Origin of the sequence: Nonomuraea marmarensis (assembly GCF_043197025.1) — a bacterium.
GTDB classification, from domain to species: domain Bacteria; phylum Actinomycetota; class Actinomycetes; order Streptosporangiales; family Streptosporangiaceae; genus Nonomuraea; species Nonomuraea marmarensis.
Genome location: NZ_JBICRM010000051.1, coordinates 30,957 through 49,158 on the forward strand (window position 1 = coordinate 30,957; position 18,202 = coordinate 49,158).

Here is an 18,202-nt window from a genome sequence, read left to right on the forward strand (position 1 = left end):
CGGCGATTTACCCGCCATTCGCCTGGGGCTCCGATAGGTTGCACTTCGTGATCAACGCGCCCTCGCGCCGCGCCTTATTCGCCGGAACCCTCGCCAGCCTCGCCATGCCCACGGCCGCGCAGGCAGAGGGAGCCGGTGGCCTGCCCGCGCGGCCCAACATCGTCGTGATCCTGGCCGACGACCTGGGCTGGGGTGAGATAGGCAGCCAAGGACAGCGGCTCATCAGCACGCCCAACCTGGACCGGCTGGCGGCCGAGGGCGTACGGTTCGACACCGCGTACTCGGGGGCGCCGCTCTGCGCGCCGTCGCGCTGCGCGCTGCTCACCGGGCTGCACGCGGGCCACGGCACCGTGCGCGAGAACCCGGAGGGCGGGCCGCAACTCTCGCTCACCGACGCCGACGTGACCTTCGCCGAGCTGCTGCAGCTGTCCGGCTACCGGACGGCCTGCATCGGCAAGTGGGGCTTCGGACCCGACCGGGCGGGGCAGGCGTCGCACCCGAACGCGCGCGGCTTCGACGAGTTCTTCGGCTACATCGGCCACGCCCACGCCCACCAGTACTTCCCCAAGTACCTGTGGCACAACGGCGCCAAGGTGCCCCTCGACGGCCGGACGTACGCGCCGAACCTGTTCCGCCAGCGGGCGATCGACTTCATCCAGCAGGATGACGACAATCCGTTCCTGCTCTACTTCGCCACCAACCTGCCGCATTCGCCGAGTGTCATCCCCGGCGACGCGGGCCCGTACGAGCACCGGCCGTGGAGCGGGCCGAACCGCCGCCACGCCGCGCAGGTCGCCCGGCTGGACACCGATGTCGCCGCGCTGGTGCGCGCGCTGCGCGACGCGGGCGTCTCCAGGCGCACGCTCGTGCTGTTCACCAGCGACAACGGCCCGCACAGCGAGAAGGGCGTGACACCCGAGCTGTTCAACTCCAACGGCCCGTTCCGCGGGGACAAGCGCGACGTGTACGAGGGCGGTATCCGGGTGCCGTTGATCGCCTGGTCGCCGGCGTTACCCGCACGCGTGGTGAAACAGCCGGTCGCGTCCTGGGACGTGCTGCCGACCCTGGCGGACCTGGCCGGGGTCCCGGTGCCCGCGAACCTCGACGGGCTCTCCTTCCGCGGCCTGCTGACCGGCCGGAGCGCCCCCAAACACGACCACCTGGTGTGGAACCGCCCCCGCAAGGCCCAGGCGCTTCGCCGCGGCCGCTGGAAGCTGGTCAGGTTCGCCCCGCACATCTCCGGAGCCGGACCGGACGGCCGGATCGAGCTGTACGACCTGGCCACCGACCCGAGTGAGCGCGTGGACCTCGCCGCGGACCGCCCCGACCTGGCCGGCGACCTGACGGCCAGGCTCGACGAGTCGATCGGCCCTGACCCGCGGACTCCGTACGGGCTGAAGACGAAGCTGACGAGCGGCCAGGTGGTCGTGACCCTGCACAACGGGTCGTCGGTGCCGTGGCGCGAGGTCAGGCTGGGCCTCGACGGGCCGCGCCAGGCGCGGGCGGAGACGGTGGCGCAGGTGGACCCGGGAACGGCGATCGCGGTCGGCTTCGCCGTGCGCGCGGGCGACCGGGACCGGATCGTGGTCCGGGCCGACTTCGAGGCGGACGGCAGGTCGCACGTCTTCCGCAAGGCCCGGCTCGCCCTCCGCCGAGCCCCCTGACCTGGTCAGGCTCGGGAGGCCTCACCTGGACGGCACGTCACTCTAGTGACAAAGAGTGATGACGCAGCTACTCAAAGTTGACACTCTGGTGGCTAGAGTAATCCGTTCAGGAGAGGAACTCATGAATTTGATCACCCGCCCGGAGTGGCACGCGAAGAAGCCGAGCGCCGGCTACACGCGCCTGTCCTCCACCCGAGGCGTCAAGATCCACTACACCGGGGGCAAGGTCCCCGCCGATCTCGCCGAGGCCGGCAACCACGACCGCTGCGTCGACCTGGTCCAGGACATCCAGCGCATGCACATGTCGGGCGGCCGCGGCGAGACGTACATCGACCTGGGCTACAACATGGTGTGCTGCCCCCACCGGCGCACGTTCATAGGCCGCGGCCCGCACGCGCTCCCGGCCGCCAACGGCGCCGGGCTCAACGCCGATCACTACGCGGTGCTCGCCCTCGTCGGCAGCTCCGGGCTCACCGAGCCCAACGACGACCTGCTCAACGCCCTGGTCGACGCCATCGAATACCTGCGCGAGCACGGGGACGCCGGGCGCGAGGTGAAGGGCCACCGGGACGGCTACGACACCTCGTGCCCGGGCGACCCGCTCTACCGCTGGGTGCGCAGAGGCGCCGAACGGCCCTGAGCTCAGGGCAGGCAGCCGACGTGGGCGAGCGCCTGCTTCAGCAGCACCCCCTGCCCGCCGGGCATGTCCTGCTGCACCATCGGCGAGGCCGCCTCCTCCGGCGTGAACCACACCAGGTCCAGCGCGTCCTGCCGGGGCCGGCAGTCACCGGCGACGGGGACGATGTAGGCCAGGGACACGGCGTGCTGGCGCGGATCGTGGTACGGGGTGACGCCGGGCGCGGGGAAATACTCGGCGACGGTGAACGGCTGCGGGGAGACGGGGATGCGGGGGAGCGCCACAGGGCCGAGGTCCTTCTCCAGGTGGCGCATGAGCGCGTCACGGATCCGCTCGTGGAGGAGCACCCGTCCCGAGACCAGCGCCCGGCTGACCGTCCCGTCTGATGCGATGCGCAACAGCAGGCCGACGCGGGTGACCACGCCGGTCTCGTCGACCCGCACCGGCACGGCGTCGACGTAGAGGATCGGCATCTGGCCCCGCACCGATTCCAGTTCTTCCGGAGCCAGCCAGCCAGGCGCGGTTTCGGTCTTTTCGGTCATCTGCTGATCGTACGTCCCTGCGTGATCCGTACTGGTCACGCCCCACCGCGGTCCCGTCTCACGCACTCTCGTTTCTGCGCTTGAACCGGCGCCCCGTGATCGGGCCGGGGAACGTCCGCCCCGCCAGCCAGGACGCCGTGCAGACGACGAGCACGATGCCCATGAACGGCAGATATTCGATGACTTTTCGTTTCATGTTTGGTCACGCTCCGCTCGTGCTTTCGCCAGCCGCCTCCGTTGCGGCTGCACGGTGTGCTTCGGGTCGTTCGCCGACTCCATCCCGGCCCGGAAGATCCCGAACCGGGTGCAGGCCGACCCCGCCAGCAGGGCAGCGCCCGCCGCCATGGCCGCGATCCTGCTGCGCCGGCCGAGGGTGATCCCGGCCAGCGCGCCCGCCAGCGACAACGCCTCGCCCGCGCGCAACAGCCGGCTGCGTTTGAGCGGCTCGGCCAGCGGCCCCAGCCGCCGCTCCATCCGGGTGGCGGCGGCGCACTCGACGGCCGCGCCCAGCAGCGCCGCCCGGCGGGCGGGACCCGCCTCGGCCGGCGGCGCGGCCAGCATGCCCAGCCCGCCGGCGGCGGCCGTGGCCGACCCGGCGAACAGGAACGGCATCTCGCGGAAACCCTCGTGCCAGGCGGGCACGGCGGTGTCGCAGATCAGCGCGGCGGTGTAGGTGGCGACCGCGGACCCGGCCAGCCCCGCCCCGACCGTGGCGGCCCGGCCCAGCCCGGGGAACCGCCCGGTCACGTCGGTGGCCACGGCGCACCCGGCCTGCGGTCCGTACGCGGTGAGGATCCAGGTGCCGACGCTCATCGGCGAGGTCACCTTGAACACCCGCAACATGTTCACGAACCGGCCGGGCCGCCCCAGGTCGTGGATCAGCGAGTAGAACGACCCGCCCAGCGCGCACAGGGCGCCGACCTTGCTCACTCTGGCCAGGCGCGGCCTGCCGGTGAGCTCGGCGGCGGCCGCCAGCGTGGAGGAGGCACCGGCCAGACCGCCGAGGAACAGGTACCCGGCGATGTCGGGCGCCTGCCAGGTCGGCTCGTTCAGCACCGGCAGCCCGTAGTAGGAGTCGAAGTCCGCCTGCGGCGCCATGGGACGCTCGCGCCGGGGCCCCGCCGAGCCCGGCGTGGCCTCCCGGTCGGTACGCACCTCGGCCGTGCCGTCCAGCCGCACGTCGGTCTGGCTCATGATCGTCCCCTCCGTCCCGTCGCGATCGAACCCGTCGCGACCGCCACGCCCGCCAGCAGGCCGAGGGCCGCGACCCCGACGTGCCGCCACATCGACGGCAGGTCTCTCGTGGTCACCACGGGATCGGGCGGCAGGCCGTACACCTCGGGCTCGTCCAGCAGCAGGAAGAACGCCCCCGTGCCGCCTACGCCGTCGCCGGTGTCGTGGCCGTACAGGCGGGCGGAGGTGGTCCCGGCCTCGTGCACTTGCTCCAGCCGTCGCGCGGCCCGCTCGCGCAGCTCATCGAGGTCCCCGAACTGGATGGAGTCCGTCGGGCAGGTCTTCGCGCAGGCGGGCTCCTCCCCGGCGCCCAGGCGGTCGTAGCACATCGTGCACTTGGCCGCCGTGCCGCTGCTCTCCCGCACCCCGATCACCCCGAACGGGCAGGCGGGCACGCAGTAGCCGCAGCCGTTGCAGACGTCCTCCTGCACCACGACCGTGCCGTACTCGGTGCGGAACAACGACCCCGTCGGGCACACGTCCAGGCAGGCGGCGTGCGTGCAGTGCTTGCACACGTCGGAGGACATCAGCCAGCGGAAGTCCATGTCGCCGACCCCGGGCTCCTGATGGCCGAGCGGCCGCCGCTGCTCGATGAACGCGACGTGCCGCCAGGTGTCGGCGCCCAGCCCCACGGTGTTGTCGTACGACATGCCGGTGAAGTCCAGGCCGTCCTCCGGGACGGCGTTCCACTCCTTGCACGCCACCTCGCACGCCTTGCAGCCGATGCAGATGCTGGTGTCGGTGAAGAACCCCACGCGCCCGGCTTCGAGCGTCTCCTCCAGGGCCATTGCTCACGCCTCCATTCCGGTGTCGACGGTGATGCCGGCCCGCTGCTGGTAGGACCTGACCAGCTCGGGCAGCGCGGGCCCGCGCGGGCGCCGTCCAGGGCGGATGTCCGCCGACAGGGCCTTGACCTCCTGGATGTGCGAGTTGGGGTCCAGCGAGATCGCCGACAGCTCGTTGGCCGCGTCGCCCCTGGCCAGGCCGTTGGGCCCGAAGTGGAACGGCAGCCCGATCTGGTGCAGCACCCGCCCGTCGAGATGCAGGGAGGGCATCCGGTCGGTGACCAGCACCCTGGCCTCGATGGCGTTGCGCGCGGTGATGATTGTGGCCCAGTCGCCGTGCACGAGCCCGCGTTCCGCGGCCAGCTCGGGCGACACCTCGCAGAACATCTCCGGCTGCAACTCGGCCAGGTACGGCGTGTGCCGGCTCATCCCGCCCGCGGTGAAATGCTCGGTCAGCCGGTAAGTCGTGACCACGTAGGGATAGACCGACGCGCCCGGGTCGTCTCCGCTCGGGTGATAGCGGTTGTCCGCGTGCGGATACACCTTCCGTGCCGGGTTGCGCTGGTGGCCGTAGAGGGGATTGGCCACTGGCGAGTCCTGCGGCTCGTAGTGCGTGGGCAGCGGCCCGTCCACCACCCCCGCCGGGGCGAACAACCAGCCCTTCCCATCGGCCTGCATGATGAACGGGTCGATCCCCGACAGCGCCGCCACCCCCTGAGCGGCCGGCGGCGGCCGGTAGCCGGGGCTCTTGTCCACCTCGAAGTCGGGCTCGTCGTAGCCGGTCCACCTTTGCCCGGCCGGGTCCCACCAGACCAGCTTCTTGCGCTCGCTCCAGGGGCGGCCGTCCGGCCTGGCCGAGGCCCGGTTGTAGAGCACCCGCCGGTTGGCCGGCCACGCCCACGCCCATTCGGCCGAGATCCAGTCCTGCTCGGTGTGCGGTCTGCGGCGGGCGGCCTGGTTGACACCGCCCGCGTACACGCCGGAGTAGATCCAGCAGCCGCAGGTCGTGGAGCCGTCGTCCTTGAGCTCGGAGTATCCCGGCACCGGCCGCTCCTGGGAGTCGCGGCCGTTGATCTCGGCCAGCACGGCCTCCGCGTCCGGCTCCGCCAGGTCGCCCGCCACGGGGTAGTCCCAGGTGAGGTCGAGCACCGGCGCGTCCATCGGATCCTGCGACCCGGCCAGCTTCTGCCGGATGATCCGCCCCAGGTGGTACATGAACCACAGGTCGCTGCGCGCGTCACCGGCGGGCTCGACGGCCTGGTGGTGCCACTGGAGCAGCCGGTTGGTGTTGGTGAAGCTGCCGCTCTTCTCGGTGTGCGCCGCCGCCGGGAAGAAGAACACCTCCGTGCCGATGTCGGCGGTCTTCAGCTCGCCCGTCTCGATCTCCGGGCCGTCCTTCCACCAGGTGGCGCTCTCGATCAGGTTGAGGTCGCGCACCACCAGCCAGTCCAGCTCGGCCATGCCCAGGCGCTGCATCCTGGCGTTGGCCGAGCCGACCGCCGGGTTCTCGCCGAGCAGCAGGTAGCCCTTGCAGACGCCGTCGAGCTGCGCCAGCACGGTGTCGTACGTGCTGTGCGATCCCGTCAGCCGGGGCAGGTAGCCGAAGCGGAAGTCGTTGTCCGGCTGGGCGGCATCGCCCCACCACGCCTTGAGCAGGCTGACCAGGTAGGCGGGCATGTTCGCCCAGAACCCCCGGTGCGGCGCGTCCGCCTGCAGGAAGTCGCGCAGCCTCTCGTGCTCGTGCGCGTGCGGCATCGGGATGTAGCCGGGCAGCAGGTTGAACAGCGTCGGCACGTCGCTGGAGCCCTGGATGCTGGCGTGCCCGCGCAACGCCTGGATGCCGCCGCCGGGCCGGCCGATGTTGCCCAGCAGCAACTGCAGGATGCTCGCCGCCCGGATGAACTGCGAGCCGTCGCTGTGCTGCGTCCAGCCCACCGCGTACACGAACTCGGACGTCTTGTCGGGCCCCGAGTTCTCCGTCAGATGCCGGCACACCTGCTCGAACAGCTCCCGCGGCACCCCGCACGTCCGCTCCACCATCTCCGGCGTGTAGCGGGCGAAGTGGCGGCGCAGCACCTGCATGACGCAGCGCGGATGGCGCAGGGTCTCGTCCCGCTGGGGCGTGCCGTCCATCGGGACGCCGGTGCCGCCGGACATCTCGCCGCGCCCCGGCGGCACCTTGCCCTCCCGCCGCTCGTAGTCCTCGTCCCGGTCGCCCGAGGGCGCGGCCACCTCCATGCCCTCGTACTGCCAGGAGTCCTCGTCGTACGTGCGGTTCTCGGCGTTGAAACCGGAGAACACGCCGTCCCCGTCCTCGGCGTCGCGGTAGTCCTCGCGCAGGATGGTGGCCGCGTTGGTGTAGTTGAGCACGTACTCGTGGAAGTACAGCTCGTTCTGCAGCACGTGGTTGATGATCGCGCCGAGGAAGGCCACGTCGGAGCCCGCCCGGATCGGCACGTGCAGGTCGGCCAGCGCGCTGGTGCGGGTGAAGCGCGGATCGACGTGGATGATCATCGCGCCGCGCGCCTTGGCCTCCATCACCCACTGAAAGCCGACCGGGTGCGCCTCGGCGAAGTTCGCGCCCTGGATGACCACGCAGTCGGAATGTTGCAGGTCCTGCATGAACGTGGTGGCGCCGCCCCGGCCGAACGACGTGCCGAGCCCCACCACGGTCGAGCTGTGGCAGACGCGCGCCTGGTTCTCGATCTGCACCACCCCGAGCGCCGTCAGCAGCTTCTTGATGAGGTAGTTCTCCTCGTTGTCCAGCGTGGCGCCGCCCAGGCTGGCGATGCCCAGGGTCCTGGCCGTGCGCCTGCCGTCCCGCTCCCATTCCCAGGTCGCGCGCCTGGTGGCGATGATCCGGTCGGCCACCATGTCCATGGCGGTGGCCAGGTCGATCTCCTGCCAGTCCGGCGCGCCCGGCGGCCGGTAGAGCGCCTGCTTCTGGCGGCCGGGGTCGGTGGTGAGCTGGAGGGTGGCCGCGCCCTTCGGGCACAGCCGGCCCCTGCTGATGGGGGAGTCGGGGTCGCCCTCGACCTGGACGACCTGCTCGTCGCGTACGTACACGTTCTGGGCGCAGCCCACCGCGCAGTACGGGCACACCGACTTGACCACGCGGTCGGCGGTGGACGTGCGTGCCCGCCACGCCTCGGTCTTGGCCGATTTGGCCGCGGACGCCCGCCCGGTACGGTCCTTGCCGGTCAGCTGCCGCAACAGCGGCCACGCGAAATCCATGAAGCCCCCCGATGCTCCTGGTCGGCTTCCTCCCCTGGTCAGGGCTGGGGGAAACCGGCTCAGAAGAGGCGGGCCGCGGCCTCCGCCCAGGCCTGGCCGTCGCCCGACGGCTCGTAGCGGCGCAACGGCTGCGAGGAGGCGACCAGCGCGCGCATCTCCTCCAGACCGGAGACCAGCCCCGCCGCGCGGGCCTGCACCAGTACGTTGCCGAACGTGGTCGCCTCCGCGGGCCCCGCCACCACCGGCAGGCCGCAGGCGTCCGCGGTGAACTGGCACAACAGCTCGTTACGCGACCCGCCGCCCACCAGATGGACGACCTCTACGTCGCGCCCCGACAACTCCATCGCCTGCCGCACCGCCAGCCGGTGCCCGAGCGCCAGGCTCTCCAGCACGCACCGCACGTACCCGGCCGGGGACGACGGCGGTCGTTGCCCCGTGCGGCGGCATTCGGACGCGATCCTGGCCGGCATGTCGCCGGGCGGCAGGAACAGGGGCTCGTCCGGGTTCACCACGGCGGCGAACGCCGGCTCGCCCGCCGCGGCCGCCAGCAACTCGCCCAGGTCGGAGCCCGGCCAGGCGCGCTGGCACTCCTGCAGCAGCCACAGGCCCATGACGTTACGCAGGTAGCGGACGGTGCCGTCGACGCCGGCCTCGTTGGTGAAGTTCGCGGCGCGGCTCTCGGGCGTCAGGACCGGGCCTGCCAGCTCCACCCCGGCCAGCGACCACGTGCCGCACGAGATGTAGGCGAAGGCCGGACCGGAGGCGGGCACAGCCGCCACGGCCGAGGCGGTGTCGTGCGAGGCCACCGCCCTGACGGGCGCCGACCAGCCGATCTCTCCGGCGACCTCCCGCCGCAGGCCGCCCACCGCGTCGCCGGGCCGCCGCAGCGGCGGGAAGATCCCGGCGGGCAGGCCCAGCCGCTCGACCAGGGGTAATGCCCACGACCTGGTACGCACGTCGAGCAGCCCCGTCGTCGAGGCGTTCGTCACCTCGGCGCCCACCTCACCGGTGAGCCAGTAGCCGATCAGGTCGGGGATCAGCAACATGGTCGCAGCCTGGTCGAGCCGGTCGGCCAGCAACTGGTAGATCGTGTTGAACGGCAGCACCTGCAGCCCGGACACCTCGTACAGCGCGGCCGCCCCGACCGACTCCGCCACCCGCTCCGGCACGCCCCACGTGCGGTCATCGCGGTAGTGCACCGGGTTGCCGAGCAGCGCTCCCGACTCGTCGAGCAGCCCGTAGTCCACCGCCCAGGCGTCCACGCCGATGGACGAGACGGGCCCGGCGGCGCGCAGGCCGGTCAGGATCTCGCGGTAGAGGCCCAGGATGTCCCAGTAGAGCCGGTCCGCCAGGCGTACCGGGCCGTTCGGGAAGCGGTGCGCCTCCGTCAGCCGCAACCCGTCGGACAGGTCGGCCAGCATCACCCGGCCGCTGGACGCGCCGAGGTCGACGGCGGCGAAACGGCGGCTCATTGCGTGGACTCCCTGGCCACCAGCTCCGGCTGGAACATGATGTGCTGGTGCGCGTGCGTCTCCGCGTTGTCGCACTCGTCCAGCAGCAGCTCCGTGGCGATGCGGCCGAGCTGGTAGGTGGGCTGGCGCATCGAGCTGAGCGACACGGTCGAGGCGGCGGCGAAGTCGATGTCGTCGTAGCCGATCAGCGCCACGTCCTCGGGCACCCGCACCCCGGCCCGCAGCAGCGCGCGCAGCACGCCGAGGGCGAGCAGGTCGTTGGCGCAGAACACGGCCTCGGGCAGGCCGCTCGCGATCAGATCGCCGGCCGCCTTCTCGCCCGCGCGGGCCGTCATCGTCGTCGCCTCGGCCACCTTGAGGTCGGCGGGGTCGAGCCCGGCGCCGCGCATCGCGGCCTTCGCGCCCTCGCGCCGCTCCATGCACTGCCTGATCGCCAGCGGGCCCGTGACGTAGGCGATGCTGCGCGCGCCCCTGGCCAGCAGGTGCGCGACCGCCGCCCGGCCGCCCGCGACGTCGTCCACGGCCACCGCGCACTGGTCGGGCCGGTGCGCGGGATGGTCCACCAGCACCACGGCGATGCCGTGCCCGCGCAGCCGCTCCAGCCTGGCCGGGTCCTCGCCGGACGGGGTGATCAGCACGCCGCGCACCCGGTGCTCGGCCAGCACCCGCAGGTTGCGGTCCTCCTTGTCCGCCGAGCCCGCCGAGTTGCCCAGGATCACCGCGTAGCCCAGCTCGCTGGCCACGTCCTCGACCCCGGCCGCGACCTCGGTGAAGAACGGGTTGCCTATGTCGATCACGCTCAGGCCGATGGTCCTGCTGTGGCCCGCGCGCAACGACGAGGCCGAGCCGTGGCGGACGAACCCCAACTCGTCGATCGCCGCCTCCACCCGCTCCCGGGTGGCCGGGGCGACTTTGCCCGGCCGGTTCAGTACGTTGGAGACCGTGCCTGGGGAGACGCCGGCGTGCGCGGCGACGTCCTTGATGCTGACCATGGCCATGGGGCCCAATTAAAACGTACTAACGAATGGTTGCGCCAGTTGCGGCATCGGCGAGGGCGGGTGCGCCTCGGCGGCTACCCCGGCGCGTGGCGGGACCTGCTCGGCGTGACCGTCGAGGAGTTCTTCCCCCTGGACGGCCCGATCCGGCTGGCCTCCGGCGCCACGGGGAGCGTCTGGAGCGAGGTGGCGCACGCCACCGGCGCGAAGGTCCTGGACGCGTACGCCACGGGCGAGCCCGCCTGGACCCGCAACGAGTGGGGCAAGGGGGCCGCGCACTACCTGACCACCAGGCTCGACGACACTGCCCTGGCCGAGGTCCTGGCCACGGTCTGCGCCGAGTCGAACGTCGAGCCCGCCGCCCAGGCCGCGCCGGGAGTCGAGGTGGTACGGCGCTCGCACCCGGACGGCCGCGCGTACCTGTTCGCGATCAACCACACCGAGGAGGACGCCGACGTGACCACACCCGGAGGCGAGACGATCACCATCCGGGCCGGCGACGCCCGCATCATCCCTGCCTGATTAAAACGTGTCACCACTCCCGCCTGTGCCCCAGGGCCGGCATCACATTGACAGCAACGACCAGTAATCATAGTTTCCTCGACAGAGATTAAAACGTTTTGAGAGGAGTGCCAGTGCAACGCGCCTGCTTCCTGCTGAAAGTCCGCCCAGAGCGGCTGGCGGAGTACCGCGAACGCCACCGTGACGTCTGGCCGGACATGCGCGAGGCGCTCACGAGCACCGGCTGGCACAACTACTCGCTCTTCCTCAGAGACGACGGCCTGCTCGTGGGCTACCTGGAGACCGACGACTTCGCGGCCGCCAAGAAGGCCATGGCCGAGACCGAGGTCAACGCCCGCTGGCAGGCCGAGATGGCGCCGTTCTTCGAGGATCTCGACGGGCGCCCCGACGAGGGCATGCGCGCGTTGGACGAAGTGTTCCACCTGGATTGATCGGGGAGTCATGACAGACATCAAAACGGCGCTTCGCGCGCAGCACATCGAGACGCCGTCCTGGGCGTTCGGCAACAGCGGCACCCGGTTCAAGGTGTTCGCGCAGAAGGGGGTGCCGCGCGACCCGTACGAGAAGCTGTCCGACGCCGCCCAGGTGCACGCCTACACCGGGGTGGCGCCCACGGTCGCCCTGCACATCCCGTGGGACAAGGTGGACGACTACGCCGACCTGGCCAGGCACGCGCGCGAGCTGGGCGTCGGCATCGGGGCGATCAACTCCAACGTCTTCCAGGACGACGACTACATGCTGGGCAGCGTCACCCACCCGTCGGCCGGGGTGCGCCGCAAGGCGACCGACCACCTGCTCGAATGCGTGGACATCATGGACGCCACCGGCTCCGGCACGCTCAAGCTGTGGTTCTCCGACGGCATCAACTACCCGGGCCAGGACGACATCAGGTCCCGCCAGGACCGGCTGGCGGAGTCGCTGGCCGAGGTGTACGACCGGCTGGGCGAGGGCCAGCGTTTCCTGCTGGAGTACAAGCTGTTCGAGCCCGCCTTCTACGCCACCGACGTGCCCGACTGGGGCACCGCGTACGCGCACTGCGTCAAGCTGGGGCCGAAGGCGCAGGTGGTGGTGGACACCGGGCATCACGCGCCGGGCGTCAACATCGAGTTCATCGTGGCGTTCCTGCTGCGCGAGGGCAAGCTCGGCGGGTTCGACTTCAACTCCCGCTTCTACGCCGACGACGACCTGATGGTGGGGGCGGCGGATCCGTTCCAGCTGTTCCGGATCATGTACGAGGTCGTCCAAGGCGGAGCCTTGGACGACGGGGAAGACGCGCGAAGCGCCAAGCCTTTCGGGGGGAGTGCGGGGGGCGAAGCCCCCCGCAGGGTGGCGTTCATGCTGGACCAGTGTCACAACATCGAGCCGAAGATTCCGGGTCAGATCCGGTCGGTGATGAATGTTCAGGAGGCCACCGCGAAGGCGCTGCTAGTGGATCGGGAGGCGCTGGCCGCCGCCCAGTCCGAGGGTGACGTGCTGGGCGCCAACGCGGTGTTCATGGACGCGTACAACACCGACGTGCGCCCGCTGCTCGCCGAGCTGCGGGAGGAGATGGGCCTGGCGCGCGATCCGATGGCCGCGTATGCAAAATCCGGATATTTCGCGAAAATCGTCGCCGAGCGGGTCGGCGGCACCCAGGCCGGCTGGGGGGCCTGACCAACCATGAAGGAACTACTGGAACGCTCTCACCGCCTGGGAGCCGACCCGCGCAACACCAACTTCGCGGGCGGCAACACCTCCGCGAAGGGCCGGGCGCCCGACCCGGTGACGGGGGAGGAGGTCGAGCTGCTCTGGGTCAAGGGCTCGGGCGGCGACCTCGGCACCCTGAAGGAACCGGGCCTCGCCGTGCTCCGCCTGGACCGGCTGCGCGCACTCAAAGGCGTCTACCCGGGCGTGGAGCGCGAGGACGAGATGGTCGCCGCGTTCGACTACTGCCTGCACGGCAAGGGCGGGGCCGCGCCGTCGATCGACACCGCCATGCACGGCCTGGTCGAGTCCGCGCACGTCGACCACCTGCACCCCGACGCCGGGATCGCCCTGGCGACCGCGGCCGACGGTGAGGAGCTGACCGGGCGCGTGTTCGGCGACCGGGTCGTGTGGGTGCCGTGGCGGCGGCCCGGCTTCCAGCTCGGCCTGGACATCGCCGCCATCAAGGACGCCAACCCGCAGGCGATCGGCTGCATCCTCGGCGGCCACGGCATCACCGCCTGGGGCGCCACGTCGGAGGAGTGCGAGTCCCGCTCGCTGGAGATCATCCGCACCGCGGAGGCGTACCTGGCCGATCATGGCCGCGACAACCCGTTCGGCGCCACGGTGTATGAAACCCTTCAGGAGGCGGCGCGGCACGAGCGGGCCGCCGCCCTGTTCCCGTACGTCCGCGGCCTGGCCGCCACCGACGTCCGCGTGGTCGGCCACTACACCGACACCCCCGAGGTGCTGGACTTCCTCTCCCGCGCCGAGCACCCGCGCCTGGCGGCCCTGGGCACGTCGTGCCCGGACCACTTCCTCCGTACGAAGGTCGCGCCGCTCGTGCTCGACCTGCCGCCGGACGCGCCGCTGGAGCAGGCGGTCGAACGGTTGCGCGAGCTGCACGCCGCCTACCGCGCCGACTACACCGCCTACTACGAGCGGCACGCCACCCCCGGCTCGCCGCCCATGCGCGGCGCGGACCCGGCGATCGTGCTGGTGCCCGGCGTCGGCATGTTCTCCTTCGGGAAGGACAAGCAGACCGCGCGGGTGGCCGGCGAGTTCTACGTCAACGCGATCAACGTCATGCGCGGCGCCGAGTCCGTCTCTACCTACGCGCCCATTCCCGAGTCGGAGAAGTTCCGCATCGAGTACTGGGAGCTGGAGGAGGCCAAGCTCCGCCGCCTGCCCAGGCCCAAGCCGCTGGCCACGCGGATCGCGCTGGTCACCGGCGGCGGCTCGGGCATCGGCGCGGCCACCGCGCGCCGCCTGGCCGCCGAGGGCGCGTGCGTGATCGTCGCCGACCGCGACCTGGCCGCCGCGGAGAAGGTGGCCGCCGAGATCGGCGCCGCCGCGTACCGGGTGTCCGACGTCGCCGTGGCGATCGGGGTGGACGTCACGTCGGAGGAGCAGATCGCCGCGGCCGTACGCGCGGGCGTGCTGGCGTTCGGCGGCGTGGACCTCGTCGTCAACAACGCCGGCCTGTCGTTGTCGCGCTCGCTGCTGGAGACCAGCCTGGCCGACTGGGACCTGCAGCACGACGTCATGGCCAGGGGCTCGTTCCTGGTCTCCCGCGAGACCGCCCGGGTCCTGATAAATCAGGCCATGGGTGGCGACATCATCTACATCTCCTCCAAGAACGCCGTCTTCGCCGGCCCGAACAACGTCGCCTACGGCGCGGCCAAGGCCGACCAGGCGCACCAGGTCCGTCTGCTGGCCGCCGAGCTGGGCGGGCACGGCATCCGCGTCAACGGCATCAACCCGGACGGCGTCGTACGCGGCTCGGGCATCTTCGCCTCCGGCTGGGGCGCCAACCGCGCGGCCGTCTACGGGGTCGAGGAGGAGAGACTCGGCGAGTTCTACGCGCAGCGGACCCTGCTCAAGCGCGAGGTCCTGCCCGAGCACGTGGCCGCCGCCGTCTTCGCCCTCACCGGCAACGACCTCACCCACACCACGGGCCTGCACGTCCCGGTGGACGCGGGCGTCGCCGCTGCCTTCCTGCGCTGACGCCACCCGTACGGGCCGCTGCCCCCGGACGGGCGGCGGCCCGTTTCTTTGGGTACGTAAACCCAATTTCAGGAAATGTCGTTCATCGTGTATTCATTCGTCATTTATGTGGAAGACATGGTACTAGCTCGCTGGTAAGCACTCCCTCACGCTGGAGGCGATGTCCCGTGTCCGCACCGGTATCCCGTCGTTCGTTCCTCCGTCACAGCGCCGCCGGCGGTCTCGGCATCGCCCTCGTGGGCAGTGTCGAGGCCATCGCCGGCCCCGGCGCCGCCCGTGCGGCCGTCGGCCGGGCCGCGGGTTACGGCCCGCTCGTGCCGGACCCGGGCGGGTTACTCGCCCTGCCCGCCGGGTTCTCGTACAAGATCGTCGCGGAGGCGGGCGTCACGCTGCTGGAGAGCGGCCAGCCCACGCCGAGCGACCCCGACGGGATGGCCTGCTTCAGCACCCGCACGGGGACGACGCTGGTCTGCAACCACGAGATCGCCCTCGATGAGCCCTTCCAGGTGCCCGCCCTGCCGGGCCTGACCTACGACCCGGTCGCGGGCGGCGGCACCACGAACATCGTCGTCGGCCCCGGCGGCGACCGCCGCACCGAATACGTCAGCCTGGCCGGCACCCACAACAACTGCGCGGGCGGCCCGACCCCCTGGAACACCTGGCTGACCTGTGAGGAGAGCGAGCAGCGCGCCGGCGCCTTCTTCCAGAAGGATCACGGCTACGTCTTCGAGGTGCACGCCTTCGACCGGCGGGCCAACGAGGACCCGGTGCCGCTGAAGTTCCTCGGCCGCTACGCGCACGAGGCCGTGGCCGTCGACCCGCGTACCTCGGCGATCTACCTGACCGAGGACGCCAATGAGCCGCACGGGCTGTACTTCCGCTGGCTCCCGCCGGAGGGCTTCCGCGGTCGCAAGGGAGCGCTGCGCGCCCTGGCCACGTCCAAGGGCGGCGACACGGCGGGCCGGCTGCAGGCGATGAGCTGCTTCCGCGGCTCCGAGCACGTCGCCGACCTGTCGGAGGCCACCAAGCCCGGCACCAGGTACCGGGTCCGGTGGGTGGACGTGCCCGACCGCGACGCCCGCACGGTCTCGGTACGCTCCCAGTTCGCCGACGACCAGGTCACCAGGTCGCGCAAGCTGGAGGGCGCCTACTGGGGCGACGGTGGGGCGTACTTCGTGGCCAGCTTCGCCCGCGCCGCCGACGGCAGCGTCAACGAGCACGACGGCCAGGTGTGGTTCTACGACCCGGGCAGCCAGACGGTCACCCTCAAGACCATCTTCGGCGTCAACCCGGACCCCGACCAAGACACGCACTTCGACGGTCCCGACAACATCGTGCTCTCGCCGTACGGAGGGGTGATCCTGGCCGAGGACGGCGAGGGACTCAGCCACCTGGTGGGGGTCACCCAGCAGGGGACGTCGTACCCGCTGGCCCGCAACGAGCTCAACAACAGCGAGTTCGCGGGACCCACCTTCGACGCCGACGGCTCGACCATGTTCGCCAACATCTACTCGCCGGGCCACGTCCTGGGCATCACCGGCCCGTGGCGCCGCCCGTAGCGAGCCGCGCTCCCGCCCAGTACATGAGCACCTAGGGCAGAACCCCAGCCCGCCCTTGACGCCGATCGGAGCGGCCCGGTCGCCCTCGGGCGTGAGCTGGGCCCGCGACACGTCACCCGCGTCCAGTCGGGCGAGGCGGCCACGTCGATGGGCGTCCCGCCCCACCGGCCCCGGACCGCCCCTCCGCGCCGGCTGGACATCACTCATGCGCTGATTCATCGCCGCCACTTGGAGAGAACTGTCTCACCATGTGGCACACCAGCTTGCATACTCATCCTCTACAGTGCATTATCCTCACAAGAAGGCAAGGTCATGAGTGGCGATGCATGATTATGCAGGAGGCAGTCGGATGAGGGCGGCGATCGCGGGAGCCAGCGGCTACGCGGGCGGGGAGCTGCTGCGCCTCCTGCTCGGCCACCCCGAGTTCGAGATCGGCGCGCTCACCGCGGCCTCCAGCGCGGGCAGCCGCCTGGTCGCCCACCAGCCCCACCTGCCGCAACTGGCCGACCGCGTCATCGAGGACACCACCGCCGACACGCTCGCCGGGCACGACGTGGTCTTCCTGGCGCTGCCGCACGGCCACTCGGCCTCCGTCGCCGCCCAGCTCGGCGAGGAGACGATCGTGGTCGACTGCGGCGCCGACCACCGGCTCGCCGACCCCGCCGCCTGGCAGGAGTTCTACGGCGGCGAGCACGTCGGCACCTGGCCGTACGGCCTGCCCGAGCTGCCGGGCCAGCGCGACGTCCTGCGCACGGCCACCCGCATCGCGGTCCCCGGTTGCTACCCGACCTCCGTTCTGCTCGCCCTGTCGCCCGCGTTCGCCGCCGGGCTGACGGGGCCCGACGTGGTCGTGGTGGCCGCCAGCGGCACCAGCGGCGCGGGCAAGTCGCTCAAGCCAAACCTGCTCGGGAGCGAGGTCATGGGCTCGGTCAGCGCGTACGGCGTGGGCGGCGTCCACCGGCACACCCCCGAGATGGAGCAGGGCCTCTCGGCCGTCGCGGGCGGCCCGGTACGCGTGTCGTTCACCCCGACCCTGGCCCCCATGAGCCGCGGCATCCTGGCCACCTGCACCGCGCCCGCCGCGCCCGGCGTCACGAAGGAGTCGCTGCGGACCGCGTACGAGGTGGCGCTGAAGGGAGAGCCGTTCGTCAAGCTCCTGCCCGAGGGCATCTGGCCGGCCACCGCCATGACCTACGGCGCCAACACCGCCGCCCTGCAGGTGACGCTCGACGAGCGCGCGGGCCGCGTGGTCGCCGTCATCGCCATCGACAACCTCACCAAGGGCACGGCCGGAGGCGCCATCCAGAGCGTGAACCTCGCCCTCGGCCTGCCGGAAGAGCTCGGCCTTCCCCTGACAGGAGTCGCACCATGAGCGTTACCGCCCCCCTGGGTTTTAGAGCCGCGGGCGTCGCCGCTGGGATCAAGTCCGGCGGCGCCCGCGACCTGGCCCTCGTCGTCAACGACGGACCCAGCCGCGCCGCCGCCGGCGTCTTCACCGCCAACCGCGTGAAGGCCGCCCCCGTGTTGTGGTCGCAGCAGGTCCTGACAGGCGGGCGGCTACGAGCCGTGGTGCTCAACTCCGGCGGAGCCAACGCCTGCACCGGTCCCGAAGGTTTCCAGGACACTCACGCCACCGCCGAGAAGGTGGCCGCGGTGCTGGCGGACTCCGCGGGCGAGATCGCCGTCTGCTCCACCGGCCTGATCGGCGAGCGGCTGCCGATGGACGCGCTGCTGTCCGGTGTCGAGACCGCCGCCACCCAGCTCTCCCGCGATGGCGGCCTGCACGCGGCCGACGCCATCCGCACCACCGACACCGTCTCTAAAATCTCGTTCAAGCGCGGCGGCGGAGCCGCCGCCGCAGAAGAAGAA

Annotated in this window: 16 protein-coding genes; 9 read left to right on the forward strand and 7 right to left on the reverse strand. The window is 71.5% G+C overall.

What is annotated here, in order from left to right; all coding sequences use genetic code 11:
• Nucleotides 1–47 precede the first annotated feature (47 nt).
• Both ACFLIM_RS45995 and ACFLIM_RS46000 read left to right on the forward strand, forming a co-directional pair.
• Nucleotides 48–1,664 (forward strand): arylsulfatase, encoded by a 1,617-nt coding sequence (locus ACFLIM_RS45995; protein WP_393176422.1) that lies wholly within the window; start codon nt 48–50, stop codon nt 1,662–1,664.
• Nucleotides 1,665–1,785: 121 nt separating this feature from the next.
• Nucleotides 1,786–2,304, forward strand: coding sequence for a peptidoglycan recognition protein family protein (locus ACFLIM_RS46000; RefSeq protein ID WP_393176424.1), 519 nt, complete (start codon nt 1,786–1,788; stop codon nt 2,302–2,304).
• 2 nt (nt 2,305–2,306) lie between these two features.
• Here ACFLIM_RS46000 and ACFLIM_RS46005 read toward each other — a convergent pair whose 3' ends face one another.
• The 7 genes from ACFLIM_RS46005 to ACFLIM_RS46035 are packed head-to-tail and all read right to left on the reverse strand — an operon-like array spanning nt 2,307 to nt 10,565.
• Nucleotides 2,307–2,843: an NUDIX hydrolase family protein gene (locus ACFLIM_RS46005; protein ID WP_393176426.1), complete on the reverse strand. Its 537-nt coding sequence runs from the start codon at nt 2,841–2,843 to the stop codon at nt 2,307–2,309.
• A gap of 58 nt (nt 2,844–2,901) precedes the next feature.
• Nucleotides 2,902–3,039 carry a hypothetical protein gene (locus ACFLIM_RS46010; RefSeq protein WP_393176428.1) on the reverse strand — a complete coding sequence of 46 codons (138 nt, stop codon included), beginning with the start codon at nt 3,037–3,039 and terminating at the stop codon, nt 2,902–2,904.
• Nucleotides 3,036–4,037, reverse strand: a complete 1,002-nt coding sequence (nrfD, locus tag ACFLIM_RS46015) for an NrfD/PsrC family molybdoenzyme membrane anchor subunit (RefSeq protein ID WP_393176430.1) — start codon at nt 4,035–4,037, stop codon at nt 3,036–3,038. The genes ACFLIM_RS46010 and nrfD overlap by 4 nt, the downstream gene beginning before the upstream one ends.
• Nucleotides 4,034–4,864, reverse strand: a complete 831-nt coding sequence (locus ACFLIM_RS46020; protein ID WP_393176432.1) for a 4Fe-4S dicluster domain-containing protein — start codon at nt 4,862–4,864, stop codon at nt 4,034–4,036. The genes nrfD and ACFLIM_RS46020 overlap by 4 nt, the downstream gene beginning before the upstream one ends.
• A 3-nt stretch (nt 4,865–4,867) precedes the next feature.
• A complete protein-coding gene (gene fdh, locus ACFLIM_RS46025; RefSeq protein WP_393176434.1) occupies nt 4,868–8,095 on the reverse strand; it encodes a formate dehydrogenase in 3,228 nt (1,075 codons plus the stop codon).
• 59 nt (nt 8,096–8,154) lie between these two features.
• A complete protein-coding gene (locus ACFLIM_RS46030) occupies nt 8,155–9,567 on the reverse strand; it encodes a rhamnulokinase (protein WP_393176436.1) in 1,413 nt (470 codons plus the stop codon).
• Nucleotides 9,564–10,565 (reverse strand): LacI family DNA-binding transcriptional regulator, encoded by a 1,002-nt coding sequence (locus ACFLIM_RS46035; RefSeq protein WP_393176438.1) that lies wholly within the window; start codon nt 10,563–10,565, stop codon nt 9,564–9,566. The genes ACFLIM_RS46030 and ACFLIM_RS46035 overlap by 4 nt, the downstream gene beginning before the upstream one ends.
• A gap of 39 nt (nt 10,566–10,604) precedes the next feature.
• On the opposite strand from ACFLIM_RS46035, the gene ACFLIM_RS46040 reads away from it, so the two are divergent.
• From ACFLIM_RS46040 to ACFLIM_RS46070, 7 genes are all read left to right on the forward strand, one after another.
• The gene (locus tag ACFLIM_RS46040; RefSeq protein WP_393176440.1) at nt 10,605–11,084 is read left to right on the forward strand and encodes a beta-galactosidase trimerization domain-containing protein; all 480 of its coding nucleotides are present in this window, start codon (nt 10,605–10,607) and stop codon (nt 11,082–11,084) included.
• Nucleotides 11,085–11,197: 113 nt separating this feature from the next.
• The gene (locus ACFLIM_RS46045; protein ID WP_393176442.1) at nt 11,198–11,515 is read left to right on the forward strand and encodes an L-rhamnose mutarotase; all 318 of its coding nucleotides are present in this window, start codon (nt 11,198–11,200) and stop codon (nt 11,513–11,515) included.
• A 10-nt stretch (nt 11,516–11,525) separates the two neighbouring features.
• Complete coding sequence (gene rhaI / locus ACFLIM_RS46050) at nt 11,526–12,737, forward strand: L-rhamnose isomerase (protein ID WP_393176444.1); 1,212 nt, start codon at nt 11,526–11,528, stop codon at nt 12,735–12,737.
• Between the two features lie 6 nt (nt 12,738–12,743).
• Nucleotides 12,744–14,774 (forward strand): bifunctional aldolase/short-chain dehydrogenase, encoded by a 2,031-nt coding sequence (locus ACFLIM_RS46055; protein ID WP_393176446.1) that lies wholly within the window; start codon nt 12,744–12,746, stop codon nt 14,772–14,774.
• Nucleotides 14,775–14,941: 167 nt separating this feature from the next.
• Nucleotides 14,942–16,333, forward strand: coding sequence for an alkaline phosphatase PhoX (locus ACFLIM_RS46060; RefSeq protein ID WP_393176448.1), 1,392 nt, complete (start codon nt 14,942–14,944; stop codon nt 16,331–16,333).
• A 349-nt stretch (nt 16,334–16,682) separates the two neighbouring features.
• Nucleotides 16,683–17,705 carry an N-acetyl-gamma-glutamyl-phosphate reductase gene (gene argC, locus ACFLIM_RS46065; protein ID WP_393176450.1) on the forward strand — a complete coding sequence of 341 codons (1,023 nt, stop codon included), beginning with the start codon at nt 16,683–16,685 and terminating at the stop codon, nt 17,703–17,705.
• On the forward strand, nt 17,702–18,202 hold a 501-nt coding region (locus ACFLIM_RS46070), incomplete at its 3' end, for a bifunctional ornithine acetyltransferase/N-acetylglutamate synthase (RefSeq protein ID WP_393176452.1). The genes argC and ACFLIM_RS46070, both read left to right, overlap by 4 nt.

Bases quoted from the DNA above. Each gene is read 5' to 3' on its own strand.
- ACFLIM_RS46055 (WP_393176446.1), top strand. From the start codon at position 12,744: ATGAAGGAACTACTGGAACGCTCTCACCGCCTGGGAGCCGACCCGCGC.
- ACFLIM_RS46010 (WP_393176428.1), bottom strand. From the start codon at position 3,039: ATGAAACGAAAAGTCATCGAATATCTGCCGTTCATGGGCATCGTGCTC.
- ACFLIM_RS46000 (WP_393176424.1), top strand. From the start codon at position 1,786: ATGAATTTGATCACCCGCCCGGAGTGGCACGCGAAGAAGCCGAGCGCC.
- nrfD (WP_393176430.1), bottom strand. From the start codon at position 4,037: ATGAGCCAGACCGACGTGCGGCTGGACGGCACGGCCGAGGTGCGTACC.
- ACFLIM_RS46020 (WP_393176432.1), bottom strand. From the start codon at position 4,864: ATGGCCCTGGAGGAGACGCTCGAAGCCGGGCGCGTGGGGTTCTTCACC.
- rhaI (WP_393176444.1), top strand. From the start codon at position 11,526: ATGACAGACATCAAAACGGCGCTTCGCGCGCAGCACATCGAGACGCCG.
- argC (WP_393176450.1), top strand. From the start codon at position 16,683: ATGAGGGCGGCGATCGCGGGAGCCAGCGGCTACGCGGGCGGGGAGCTG.
- ACFLIM_RS46005 (WP_393176426.1), bottom strand. From the start codon at position 2,843: ATGACCGAAAAGACCGAAACCGCGCCTGGCTGGCTGGCTCCGGAAGAA.
- ACFLIM_RS46035 (WP_393176438.1), bottom strand. From the start codon at position 10,565: ATGGCCATGGTCAGCATCAAGGACGTCGCCGCGCACGCCGGCGTCTCC.
- fdh (WP_393176434.1), bottom strand. From the start codon at position 8,095: ATGGATTTCGCGTGGCCGCTGTTGCGGCAGCTGACCGGCAAGGACCGT.
- ACFLIM_RS46030 (WP_393176436.1), bottom strand. From the start codon at position 9,567: ATGAGCCGCCGTTTCGCCGCCGTCGACCTCGGCGCGTCCAGCGGCCGG.